The 13,525-nt window shown below is 72.6% G+C and carries 4 protein-coding genes; all 4 read right to left on the reverse strand.

Features of this window, described 5'->3' with window-relative positions:
- Window positions 1–6 precede the first annotated feature (6 nt).
- On the reverse strand, window positions 7–1,779 hold the full coding sequence (locus RB628_RS01875) for an acyl-CoA dehydrogenase family protein (RefSeq protein ID WP_318318460.1): 1,773 nt from the start codon (window positions 1,777–1,779) through the stop codon (window positions 7–9).
- Window positions 1,776–3,392 (reverse strand): PfaD family polyunsaturated fatty acid/polyketide biosynthesis protein, encoded by a 1,617-nt coding sequence (locus RB628_RS01880; protein WP_318318461.1) that lies wholly within the window; start codon window positions 3,390–3,392, stop codon window positions 1,776–1,778. The genes RB628_RS01875 and RB628_RS01880 overlap by 4 nt, the downstream gene beginning before the upstream one ends.
- 26 nt (window positions 3,393–3,418) lie before the next feature.
- Window positions 3,419–10,723 carry a beta-ketoacyl synthase N-terminal-like domain-containing protein gene (locus RB628_RS01885; protein ID WP_318318462.1) on the reverse strand — a complete coding sequence of 2,435 codons (7,305 nt, stop codon included), beginning with the start codon at window positions 10,721–10,723 and terminating at the stop codon, window positions 3,419–3,421.
- 84 nt (window positions 10,724–10,807) lie between these two features.
- A partial coding sequence (locus tag RB628_RS01890) for an SDR family NAD(P)-dependent oxidoreductase (RefSeq protein ID WP_318318463.1) occupies window positions 10,808–13,525 on the reverse strand: 2,718 nt, incomplete at its 5' end.

Below are 13,525 nucleotides of genomic sequence, written 5' to 3' on the forward strand. Positions count from 1 at the left end.
CAACGGTCAGTGGTCGGCGGCGGGTTCGGGGGCGGGGCGCGGCGCCAGTTGCTTCGGGTACGCGCAGAAGAGCCGGACACCGGCGTGCAGTTCCGTGGTGATGTCCAGGGCGGGGAGGAGGGTGTGGGCCTCTCGGCGCGGATCGGTGCCGGCCGCCCGGGCGAGAAGGTAGGCGAGACAGGCGGCCAGCCAGCGCGTGTCGCCGGGCTCCGCGCCGAACAGGGAGCGGGTGGGGTTGGCCCACCAGAGGAGCAGGCAGCAGGCGGCGGCGTGGAGGTGGGCGAACCGGTCGGCGGCGTCTGTCAGGCCGGTGTCCCGGTCGGCGGTCGCCGTGTCTTCGGTGAGCTCCGTGAGGGCGGTGGTGAGGCGGGTTGTGAGGGCTGCGGTTGTCCGGTCGCCCTGGGCGGTCAGGGTGGTTGTCACCCCTGGTGCGATGTCGAACAGGGCTGCGGTGACGGGGGAGTTGCCTCGGGCTGTCAGGTCCAGGTGTTCGGGCGTGTAAGGGGGAAGGGGTTCGGTGAGGTCGAAGACCTTGCGTATGAGGTCTGTGCCCGCTCGCCGTGGGGGGTGTGGTGTGTTCGCGGGTGCAGCGCCGTCGGGGCTCGTCGCGCAGTTCTCCGCGCCCCTGCTGACGCCCAGCGTGGGGAGTTGGGCCGCGTATGCGCGCAGGTTGGCCAGAGTGCTGGTGTCCACCACTCTCACGATCGCCGCGTCCCGCTGGAGTTTCTGGAACAGCCCGTCGCCAGGGCCCTCCGTGCGGAGTACCGAGCGGGTCGCCAGGACCGTGGCGCACCGGCGGATCAGTTCCTCGGTGTTCTCCGCGACCAGGTGCTTGGCGGCGCAGCCCCAGACACTGAACACCTCCGGGAACACATGGATGCCCCGGGCGGCGGTCAGCGCCGTGACGTCCGCCGCGAGGAGCGCGGCCGACGCGATCGCCAACTCCCGCCGGGGATACGGTGATTCGCGTACCGTCGTGCGGCCGGCCTGGCGGGCCGTCGCGAAGTCCAGGGTCAGCCGCAGGGCCGTGTCGGCGCAGCCGAGGCTGCCGGCCATGCTCATCACCCGGACCACCTGCTGCGCCTTCATGACCGACTCGAGGGCCTGGCCCTCGCTGCCCACCAGCGCCTCGGCGGGGACCGGGAAACGGTTGAAGCGGAGGTGGGCGAAGTCGATGCCGCGCATGCCGGAGGTCGGCACGGTCTGGCCGCGCTCGACTCCGCTCAGGTCGAGCAGCACCGCCGAGAACGCACCCGGCCCCCGCCCGCCCGTCCGGGCCACCAGGTACAGCGCCTCGCAGCGGCGGCCAAGGCCCACCATCCACTTCTCGCCCGTCAACTCCCAGCCCTGCGCGGCAGGTTCGAGGCGCACGGTGTTGGCCAGCAGATCGCTTCCGTGCTCGGCCTCCGACAGGGCGAAGCCCACCGCGCCGCCCCTGCCGAGGATCTCCGCCGCGTACTTCCGCTGCTCCGGAGAGCCGTGCAGCGCCAGGCAGGTCGCCGCGGTGATGCCGAACATGGTGCCCGGCATGATGTTCAGGTCCCGGCGAGCTGCGGTGCGGACCAGAACCATGCTGTGCTCGAAGGTCTCGAACCGGCCGCCCCATTCCTGCGGCAGATAGTTGAGGTGGAAGCCCGCCTCACGCAGCGCGGCGCACAACTCCTCGGGAAACGCGTCCTGTTCGTCCCGGCGGACGGCCGCAGCGAATCCGAACGGGTTGTCCGCGTCGTACGGATCGCCCAGCAGACGCTCGATCTCCTCCCCGCTCGGCGCGTTCATCGGGACCTCTCCAGCGCCGCCTGCGGTTCCAGGGGAGCGGGGCGGTAGTCGGCCGCGGAGGCGGGGATCCGTACGCCGGAGACGCGGAGGTGGGCCAGGCGGGTGTGGAAGGCGGCGCCGCGCATCAGATGATGGGCCACGTCCGCGACACGGCGGTTGCCCGGCGCCTTGAGGTAGCTGGCGGTGACCCAGTCGTTGAACGCGCCCATAGCGGGGCCGCACCACACCTGGTAGTCGAGGACGCGGTCCGGGTCGCCCACCGTCGACCAGCGGGACGCCATGCCGAGGTACCAGCGGAACACCAGCGCCATCCGCCGCTTCGGATTCTCGGCGGCGCGGGCCAGCTGTTCGGGGTCACGGCGGCCGAAGTAGCCGACGCACTCCTGCCAGACGTCCTCCAGGGGGCGGCGGATGATCTGGGTCTCCAGCCGGGCGCGCTCGCTCTCGGGCAGCGCCTCCAGGCCGTCGTACGACTGGTACAGCTCGTACAGGCGCTTGGCGCGCATCGGGAAGAGCGTGCCCTTCTTCAGAACCTGTAGCTCGACGCCCATTTCGAACATGTCGGCGGCCGGCGCCATCTCGCAGTCGGCGATCCCCGCGTCGGCCAGCAGCGCCTTTGTCGGCTTCGACGCTCCCGACTCCACGCACGACTGGTTGACCGAGCCGGTGACGACATAGGCGGCGCCCATGGTGAACGCGGCCGCGACGGAGGAGGGACAGCCGAGGCCGCCCGCCGCACCGACCCGGATCGGCGTGGGGTAGCGGTGGTCGTGCTGGACGGTGTCGCGCAGGCGGAGGATCGTCGGGAGGAGGGCGGTGAGCGGGCGGCGGTCGGTGTGCCCGCCCGAGTCGCCCTCGACCGTGATGTCGTCGGCCATCGGAACGTACTTCGCCAGATCCGCCTGCTCGGGGGTGATCAGGCCCTGGTCGAGCAGCGCACTGATGACGGTCGCCGGCGCGGGGCGCATGAAGCGCTCCGCCGTCTCCGGGCGGGAGATCTTCGCGATGAGGCGGTGTGCGGCGACGGCCTCCCCGGAGGGGCCGCGGTGCAGGCCGGCCAGGCGGTAGCGCACCACGTGCGGGCTGAGGCTCATGAAGGCCGAGGCCTCCACACACCGCACCCCGTACCGCAGGAACAGCTCCACCGCCTCCCGCTCCAGGCGCTCCTCGCTCGGGCTGTGGATCAGGTTCACGGCGTACGGCAGTCCCGGGATCTCGGCGGCGAACCGGGTGAGCGCCTTCTCGATGGTCCCGGGCAGCAGTCCGGCAGCCCCGTACGAGGCGAGGAACCCCTCTCTTGCCAGGGCGATCACCAGGTCGGCGGAGGCGATGCCGCCCGCCATCGCGCCCGCCATGTAGGCGTACCGGACGCCGTGCGCGGCCAGGAAGGCGGGGGAGCCGAGGGCACGCGGGGGCAGTGGGCCGGTGGCGGCCAGGAGGGGGAGCCCCTCGCCCGGCGTCGGCCGGCCGCCGGAGACGGCGCCGATGCCCGTGGGCGTGCGGACGACGAAGGCGGGCCGGTCGAGGTCGGCGAGGGACTGGTAGATGCCGGCGGGGTCGGTGCCGGGGCTGCTGTCTCCGTACCACCGCAGAGGAGTGGTCTGGGTGTGCATGGTCGGGGTCGTCTCCTTTGAGCCGGTCAGGCCCGGTCGCGGGTGGTGTCGGGGCTGACCTCGATGGCCACGTCGGTGAGTTCGTAGATGCGCAGCCCCGGCTTCCACAGGTCGGCGTCCGCGATCACCACGAGCCGCTCACCGTTCCGGCGGACCTCCTTGACGTGGACGTCGAACCGCAACTCCCCGTCGTGGCGCAGGATCTGGCCCCGGTACTTCCAGCTCGTCGGTACGTCCACGGCCAGCCCGAACCGGGGGTTCTCGATCCCCTCGGCGAGGCCCTGCTCCAGCACGAACAGGCGCAGGCCCTGGAGGATCGCCTCCACGCCGAGCGAGCCGGGCATCACCGGGTCGCGGTGGAAGTGGCAGTCGAAGTACCACTCGTCGGGGCGGACCTGCCGGTATCCGTGGAGGTATCCGGCGCCGTGTCTGCCGCCGTCCGTGACCAGGTCGACGTGGTCGACGAGGTGGTAGTGACCGCCGGGCAGACGCAGCCGGCCGCCGGTCGGGTCGGTGAACGCGGGCGCGTCGTCGGGGAGTTCGACGCGGCGGATGCGGGAGGCGTCCGGCTTCTCCTGCTCGATCCAGGGCGCGACGTACGTTCCGTTGTCCAGGCCCACCTGGTTGGCGAGCGCGGCCTCGCTGAAGTAGCCGAACAGTGACTCGCCGGTGTAGAAGACCTCCCCGTCGGCGGAGAGTTCATAACTGAAGTTCTGAAGTACCGCCCCCGACACTGCACTTGTCATCAGCAGCGTGGAGCGATGCCGGATCGTCCTGCCGCGCAGGTCGATGTCCTTGACGTAGGTCGCCCTGCCGTCGAGGTTGCGGATCGAGTACTCGGTCTCCGGCTGCTTGAGGGTGGCGCCCAGGTAGTAGCCGTTGAGGATGGCCGCCTGGAGCGAGGTCTCCATCAGGACGCAGTTCGGCAGATGGGGATGCGCGTTCTCGCGGTAGTACCAGGCGTCCGACGGCGAGTCGTACTCCGTCACCATCTCCGCGCCCGGCTTCAGCTCGCCCCGGGTTCCCGTGAGTTTCATGATCCGGTCCACGAACTGGAAGTCCCCGTTGGGGATGTAGGGGGCCCGGCTCTCCTGGTACACGTCGAACTCGGGACCCATCGCCGTACCGAGGTCACCCTTCGCGGCGTGCGCCAGATGGAGTTCGTTGATCAGCGCGGGCTCGCCGGCGCGGTTGCGTCGGCCGAGGAACTCCGGGATGCCACCGGGGCCGGCCCTGTACGGCGTGCCGTCCTTCTCACGGATCTGGATGCCGAAGTTGCGCATCCGGATCACCGCCTTGTCGCCCAGGTACACGAGGATGTCCGCGACGACGGAGGGACGCGGCAGCAGCGTCAGCTCCATGACCTCGATCTCGTACCGGATCTCCCGGTGCCGCGGCGTGATCTGGCCGCGTACCTGCACCTCCGTCTCCAGCCCGATGATCGTCTGGAAGCGGGCGTCGGGCAGCACCAGGTGCATGCCCTGGTGCAGCAGATACGCCTGGAGGGTCTGGACGGCGCCCTCCGCCACCATCGACCCGGCCAGCACCGGATCGTCGGGGAAGTGGCACTCGAAGTACCAGGCGTCCGGCTCCAGTTGCTTGCGGGCGCTGATCGCACCGATCCCGCGCGGCCCGCCCGTTCGGTCGATTCGGATCTCGTCGACCATGCGCAGCCGTGCGTCGGGCAGCCGCAGCGCCGGGTTGAGGCCGGCGTCCTGGGCGTGGTGCGGCCCGAACACCTCGCCGGGCTTTCCGGCGGCCAGCAGCTCCAGGTCGGCGGCGGTGAGCCGGTTCTTGCCGGTGTCGGCCAGCGGCTTGAAGGTGGTCCTGGTCAGCGCGGCGCGCCGCTTCCTGTCCCGCTCGGTGACGACGACACCCAACGGCGTGTCGAGCTCGGCCTGGGTGAAGAACCCGGCGCTGGCGTCCTTGAGTTCGAGGATCAGTTCGCCGTCGGCGTAGCAGAGGTAGCTGAAGAAGAAGAGGGTGGTGTCGCCCTGGCGGACGAATCGGTTGATGGAGATGTCGTAGCGCAGGGTCTGGCCGGTCCTCGGCAGGTCGCCGTGGAAGACGAGCGTGCTGTCGAGGAGCCGGTAGACCCGCTCGCCCTTGTTGCGGAAGTCGATGCCCAGATAACTGATGAGCAGCAGGTCGCACTGTCCCGCCTCGATGGCGACGGCCGGCGGGACCCCGCCGTCCACCGCGTACCAGGCGTCCTTGGGTACGTCGTACTCGGTGCGGATGAACGAGGGTTCGTAGACGCCGGTCCGGGCCCGAAGACCGGTGACCCGGGTGACGAAGTGGTACGGGGGCGCGGGCAGCCGGACGCGCTTGGTGTAGCCGTCGACGTCCGCGAACTCGGGGCCGAACACGTCCGTGATCCGGCCGGTGGCGAAGGCGAGAAGCTGCTCCTCGTCCCAGATGACATCAGGGGCCTGGGCCTTGGGGACTTGGGGGGCCTGGGCGGTTCGGGGCGCGGCTTCGATGGCGACGGGCGGCGGCGGGCCGCTGGGGAGCACGGGCGGGGGCGCCGCTGGGGCGACGGGTGCTGTGGAGGGCGCGGGCACGAAGGCCTGGTCGAGCAGTGCCTCCGTACGGGCCAGGGTGTTCTCCTGGAGGACGCGCTGCGTCTCCATCACCACCGAGTGCGTGGCCACCATCTGCTGCCGTATCTCCCGTACGAGATCGGCGGCGGCGCTGCTCGGCGACCACCCGGAGGGCGGGACAGGGGCGGGGGGCGGACTCACGGGTGCGGAGGGTGCGAGGGACGTCCGCACCGGCGCCGGAGCGGGTGCGGACGGTTCCGCCCAGGGCAGGAAGGCGATCGGTTCGCCGTCGAAGGTGATGACCTCGATGTCGTCGAGGCTCGGGTCGGCGGGCATCGGGGCGGGTACCTCCAAGTCGGCCGCCGTACGGGCGGGTCGGGCGTCTTTGACGTCAACTGCCGCGTAAGCAGGTTCTGTTGAGCCGCGCACGGCAACCACGCCGACGTGCGCGGGCTCGGGCCGCGCAGGGGTGGCGAGGGCCGCCGGGGCCGCCACCGCCCGGGCAGCGATGCCCGCCGGGATGGGCGCGCCGCCGCCGACCGGCACCCGCAGCCGGTCCGGCCGGGTGGCGGGCGCCGGGTCCGGGCCGAGCAGCGCCGTGAGGTCGACGGGCAGCCCGTGTGCGGCCAGGCGGGCCGCCAGCTGGGCCACGGAACGGGCGGCGGGCACACCGCGCCGGTCGACCGGCATCGCCACGTGCTCGGCGTCACCGAGGGTGTCGTGCACCCACCGGGTGCAGGTGGCGCCCGGACCGACCTCGACGAAGTACCGGAAACCCCTCTCGTACGCGGTGCGCACCAGGCGCGGGAAGTCGATCGTGCCCCGCAGGGTCCGTGCGATCCGCCGGGCCACCTCGGACCGCTCCAGCTCGGTAACGGAGCCGTAGTCGTACGCGCTCAGCAGGTCGAGGCCACCCGGCGAGCCCGTCGGATGGTCGTTGAGTTCGGCGAGGCCGGCCAACTCCCCGTCCACGACCGGGCAGTGCATCACCGAGCCGACCGGGGAGCGCGCCGACGGACAGCCCAGCTCTGCGACCAGGGCCCGGCATTGCACAGGATCGCCCGCGATCACAGCCTCGCGCGGGGTGTTGACATGGGTCAGGAACACCTTGTCGTAGGGGGAGTCGGAGCGGGAGAGCGAGGAGGTGATCCGGTCCGCCGACTCCAGCAGGACGAAACTGCCCCACACCGCCTCGTCCGGCGTGTCCTCCGGCAGCTCCCACAGCTCGCGAACCGTACGGCGGGGCCCGGACAGCCGGTCGCGGAACAGCGGAGTGGCGCTGATCCGGTCGTCGCGCCGGGCCGAGCGCCGCCAGCCGCCGGTGGCGAACAGCATGCTGCTCTCGCCCAGGCTGTAACCGAACGCGCCGTGCGCGCGTACGTCGAGAAGCTCGCGCACCAGGTCGGTGTAGAGGATCGCGAAGGTGGTGCCGGTGGCGAGCATGAACGGGATGTCCTCACCGAGCCGACCCTCCTGGGCCATCAACTCCCGACGGCCAGGGGTGACCTGGCCGCGCGGATAGAGCTGGGACGCGCGGAAGAGCCGGTCCGGGTCGGCGGCCTCGGCCTCGAAGGCGTCGAGCAGGGACGGGAAGGCGCGGAAGAAGTCCTGGCCCAGACCCGGGTACGAGTTGAACGCGCCCGGATAGACCAGGGCCACCTTCCCCTCCGGTCCGATCGGCCGCGGCGCGAAGCAACTCCCCGCCGGGGTCGTCCACTCCTCGCCCTTCGCAGCCGCGCCAGACAGGTCACGCGCCGCCAACTCCAGCTGGGCACGCAGCTGTTCGGTGTCCCGGCCGACCAGGACGACACGCAGCGCGCTGCCCGGCAGGCTCTCGGCGGCGGCCCGGCCCAGCCGGTACGGATCGGCGCCCCCGGCCAGCAGCCCCAGATGCCGGTCCACCTCGGCGAGCAGCCCGTCGAGGTCCGGTGCGCCGAGCGGCAGCAGTGCCGGGCCGCCGGCCTTGCGCCAGTCGCTGCGGGCGACATCGCCCCGGGTGCGGTCGGCGGACAGGACGACATGGGCATGGGCGCCGTCCGAGCCGATGGCGCTGACGGCCGCGTACCGGCGTACGCCCTGCGCGGTGCGCAGCCACGGCCGGGAGGCGCCCGGCACATGGAACGCCGAGGCGGTGAAGTGATCGACCAGTTCCGGCGCGGGTCTGCGCCAGCCGGGCGCGCCGGGGACGTAGGCGTGATGCAGACACAGCACCGCGCGGAGCAGGCCCGCCATCGCGGCGGCGGTCTGTGTGTCGCCGAGCTGGGCCTTGGCGCTGCCCAGCGCGACCGTGCCGGAACCCGCCGGGTACACCTGGGCCAGCGCCGCCAGCTCGGCCGAGTCCTGGCCGGGGGTGCCACCCGCGTGGGCCTCGACATAGCCGACGTCGGCCGGGCCGATTCCGGCGGCGGCCAGCGCCTGCCCGGCGGCCTCGGCGAGCGTGCCGGCGTGCGCCTCCGCCAGGACACCGTCGACGGGCGTCGCATGCCGTACGGCCACGGAGTCGATCCGTGCGTACGCCTGCCGCTCTCCCGCGCCGGGACGCGTGACCACCACTGCGCCCGCGCCCTCGCCGATCCGCCGGCCGCGCTGCCCCTCGCCGAAGCTCAACCCGGCCCCCGACACCGGCTTCTCGCCCCGCAGCAGCAGGTTCTCCGGCGAGGCCGCGAGATCCACCGCGCCGACCAGAACCGCCTCGACACTCTCGTCCAGCAGCAGGAGCTGGGCGATCTGGAGCGCCTCGGCGGTGCCCGCGCCGTCGGACGAGACGGTGAAGGCCGGGCCGGTGAGATTCCACAGGGAGGAGATCCGGCTGGCCATGATGTTGCCGATGTAGCTCAGCACCTCGTTGGCGACGATCGGCTCGTGAACGCCCTCGCGGGCGACGGAGGCGACGGCCGCGAACTGCTCCTCCGTCAGCTCCAGACCGGCGTCGTCGTACGCCCGCCGGAGGAAGTCGCCGAGACCGTAACGGGCCAGGTGCAGATGGGCACTCGGCTCTATCTCCATGGCCACGACCACCGCGATCCGGCGCGGCTCGGGCGCCCTGCGGCCCGCCGGCACCGTCCGCTCGTACCCCGCGTCGCGCAGCGCCTCGTCGGCGACCTTCGACATCAGGGCGTGCTGGAGGTTGTAGTTGCGCAGGTCGGCCGGGGGGATGCGGTGGTCGGCCGGATCAACGTCGATCCGGTCCACGAACCCGCCCTCGGGCAGCGCCGCCCGGTGCAGCCCCGCCCGCTCCAGCGTGCCGCCGCCCGTGTCCTCCAGACCGCGCCAGCGATGCTCGGGCAGTGGCTGGAAGGCGTCGGTGCCGTCGTGCAGGGCGCGTTCGAAGGCGGGCACGTCCGCGAGGGTGCCGAAGTGCGCGCCGAGACCGATGACGTCCAGGGAGGGGGGTACGACGGGTTCCGCGGCCCCGGCTTCCCGGTCGTCGGGCCGCTGGGAGAGGACGACATGGGCGTTCGTGCCGCCGAACCCGAACGCGGACACCGCCGCCCGGCGCGGCCCCGGCCCCCTGTCGGGCCAGTCGCGCCCCGCGCGTACGACGGGCACCTCGCCCGCGCCGGGCGTGCTGAGCGGCCGGTCGATGCCGATCGTCGGCGGGAGATGCCCGTGCCCCATCGCCAGGATCACCTTGAGGAGACTGCTCAGCCCCGCCACGGTCAGCAGATGACCGAGGTTACCCTTCACCGAGCCGAGCGGCGGGACAGCGCCCCGGGTCCCGAACCAGGCGGCGACCGATTGCGCCTCCGTGCCGTCGCCGACGGGCGTCCCGGTGGCGTGGCACTCCAGATAGTCCACCTGCTCGGGCCCGAAACCAGCCTGGGCGTAGGCGAGTTCGTACGCGCTGAGCTGTCCGGCCGGGTTCGGTACGAGGAGGTGGCGGCCGGCTCCGTCGTTCGACAGGCCGACGCCGTCGATCACCGCGTAGACACGGTCGCCGTCCGCCATCGCGTCGGCGAGCCTGCGTACGGCGACCATGCCGGCGCCCTGACCGGTGAGGATGCCGGTGGAGCGGGCGTCGAAGGGCTGGCTGACACCGTTCTGCGGATAAGCGTGCAGGTCGGAGAAGGAGAGGTGGATGAGCGTCGGGTCGGGCGCGCACACCCCGCCCGCCAGCACCAGGTCGGCCTGACCGGTGGCGAGATGGTCGCAGGCCAGCTTCAGCGCGTACAGAGCCGAGGAGCAGGCCGCGTCGAGGGCGTAGCGGGGGCCGCCGAGCCCCAGGGCGGTGGCCGCGAGGCGGGCGGGGGCGCCGCTCACCCGGGCGTCGGCCGGAGACACCGCGGCCAGGTCGAGCAGCGGGCCCGGGGCGGGCGCGGGGTTCCCGGATCTGCGCAGGCCCTCCAGAACGGCTTCGTGGACGAGGGGCAGGCTGATGCGGGCGGAGGCGGGGGTGGGGAAGGAGTAGTCGCCGACCACCAGGCCGGTGCGGGCCAGCAGCTCCGGGCGGTCTGCGTGCCCGCTGTCCCGCAGCGCCTCGCGGGCCACGTGCAGCGACCAGTGGAAGACCCGGTCGAGACCGGCGAGATTCTCGGGGCGGAGGTGGAAACCGTTGGGGTCGAACTCGAAGCCGGTGACGAAACCGCCCCGGACACAGGTGATGGCGTGATCGGGATCGGGGACCTGCTTCATGCCGTCGGCCGGCCGGGGGTCGGCGGGGCCGAAGACCTCGGGACCGCCCTCCGCCCGGCTGTCGACACCGGCGCGGAGGTTGTCCCAGAACGCGCCGGGAGTGTCCGCCCCGGGGAAGAGGCAGGACATACCGACAATCGCGAACTTGCTGCTCATTGAGGCTGTTCCCTCCAGGGTTCCGGGGGACCGGCGGGGGCCGCAGAGGCCCTCCGCCGGGGGACCCCCGGTCCGGTCGTCGGCTCAGCGGCTCGCGAACTTGGCGGCCAGCTGCGGGGTGGACACAAGGGAAACTCCTGTGAACCGGGTCAACACCCGGCCGTCGGGAGCGCACGCCGTCACTGTGAGCGCAGCGGACGTACGATTCCCGTTGCCGTTGCCGTTGCCGTTGCCGTTGCCGTTCGCTGAAGCCGGTTCCGGCTCCACCACGACGACGAAGGGCTCCCCGTCCGGCAGCGCCTCGTACAGATCGACCCGCGCCACCCCCATCGGCAGACTCGCCGTGTCACGGTGCAGCCGCATCCACACCAGCGCGGCCTGGAGCAGCAGATCGGCGGTACCGGGTGCGTACCGACCCGTCCCGAACGCGCCGCCCGCAGGCCGGTGTTCGGCCAACGCGCACTCCAGGACCAGCCGGGCCCCGCCCGACGCCAGCACCCGCCGCAGTCCGCGCAGCGACTCCCCGTGGAAGAGCGTGCCGTCGGCGTAGAACACCTGTGCGTCACTGCCACCGCCCGGCGCGGGCAGCCCGGCCACCCGCGGCGGAACCTCGCCCCCGGCGTCGCCCAGGATCACCCGGGCCGCGTAGTGCGGCCGTACGGTGCCGTCGACGCCGGTCGAACGGATCGCGACATCGGCCTCGGCACCGTCGGGCGTCGGATCGACCGACAGCCGGAAGGGCCCGCCGCCACCGTGACCGCCGCCGTCGGGGGCGCCGTCGAAAACAACGCCCTTGTGGACCGCGAAGTCCCGGACCTGCGTGACCGTGCCGCCGGTCAACCGCTCCACCGCACCCGCGGCCCAGCCGAGGGCAGCGGCGGCGGGCAGCACCGGCGCGTCGCCGATCACATGGTCCGCGACGAGCGGATCGGTGACGAGGCCGGCGAGATCCCGTTCCAGGACGGCCGGTGACGTGGGCGCGACGGGTTCGCGCGCCGACAGGGGAGTGGTCGGCCCGAGAATTGTGACGACGTCACCGGCCCGCTCCGGGGTGAACTGGTCGGTGAACATCAGGGTCCCGGTCCCCACCGGGATCAGCGCGACACCCCTCTCCTGGAACACCGCCTTGATCTGCGGCGACACCATTCCGCTGTCCCAGGCACCCCAGTTGAGGGCGGTCACATGCGCCTGAGGGTGACTGCGCCGGAAGGCGGCGGCCCAGGCGTTGAGCACCTCGTTGGCCATCGCGTAGTCCGACTGCCCCCGGTTGCCGAAGAACCCGGCGACCGAGGAGAACAGCACCACGTGCCGCAACCGCTCGGCGGGCAGCGCGGCCACCACCGAGCGCAGTCCGCCCAGCTTGACCGAGAAGACCCGGTCGATCTCGGCCGCCTTCTTCGCGGAGATCAGCTGGTCCGCGAGCACACCGGCCCCGTGGACGAGACCAGTGATCCGCTCCCGGTACGGGGCCAGCGCGGCGGCGGTCGCGGCGGCGTCGGCGATGTCCACCGCCAGGTACTCGACCTCGCTGCCCGCAGCGCGGATCTCGGCGAGCGTCGAACGCACCTCGCGCTCACCGATTACGGCCTGGTACAGCTGCTCCACCCGCTTCGGCGTCGGCTTCTCGCCCGCCTGCCTCAGCTGGTCCACGGCCGCAGCCTTCAGCGCCGCGGCATCGGCCAGCCCACGCGCCCACCCGGGCTCCTCCCCGAGCGCCGTGCGGCCGAGCAGCAGCAGGCCGGGCCGGTGCGCGGCGGCCAGGGCCACCGTGCACCGGGCGGTGATCCCGCGCCCGCCGCCGGTCACGACGAGCAGGTCGTCGGGGGTGAGGGTGGGCGCCGACCCGGGTGGGCGCGTTCCCCCGGCAGGAGTGGGGCCCGGGGCGAGGCCGAGGGTGAGGGCGACCCGGCGGGCACCGTCGCGGCCCACCTGGACCGGGCCGGATGCGGCGTCGTACACCTCCTCCAAAACCAGTTCCGCCGCGTCCGCCGTACCCAGGGCAGGGGCGAGATCGACGGCCCGGCAGAACAGCTCGGGCGCCTCCACGGCCAGCGTCTTGACCAGACCGCCGACCCCGCCGGCCGGCACGGCGTCCTCGTTCACCCCGCCCAGCCCGAAGGCTCCGTCAAGCCGGGTGACGGTGACGAACGCGGCCCGGTGACCGCCCTCGGCGGCCTCGGAGAGCGGGCCGACCGCGTGCTTGGCGATGAGCAGGGCATGGGCCAGCCTGCGAACGCCCTCGGCCCAGGGCAGCTCGTCGGCGGCCGCGAACCCGAGTACGAGATGCACTCGCTCGCCGTCCAACTCCGCGAACCGGCCGGCGAGTTCGCCTGCACCCCAACCGGTCAGGGGCAGGTCCGAAGCCCCGGTGATCCGCTGGGCGACACCGGGCAGCCGCAGAACGCGCACCCGCCAGCCGGTCGCGACGAGCCGAGCCGCCGCAGCCTCGGCGACCTCACTGCCGTCGTCGACGACGACGGCGGAGGCGCCCAGCGGATAGGCGTCGACCAGCCGGTCCGGCGTCGGCAACTCGGCGAGCGACGCCTGCCCACGGCCGAGCGCGGCCGGCACGGTGACGGGCGCCGCCTCGGCCATCGGCTGCCGGGCCGGCGGGTCCACGGCAGGGACCGGGATATCAACCGGATTGGACGGGGCGCCGGACAGTCCGGCGACGAAGCCCACGATGTCACCCAACGTCCGCAGTTCCGCCAGCTGTTCGGGTCCGACGGGGGTGGGGCTCGGGAACTGTTCCTGGAGGACGCCCATGATTTCGACGCGTTTGATGGAGTCGATGCCGAGGTC

This window comes from Streptomyces sp. ADMS (assembly GCF_033441795.1).
Lineage (GTDB): Bacteria > Actinomycetota > Actinomycetes > Streptomycetales > Streptomycetaceae > Streptomyces.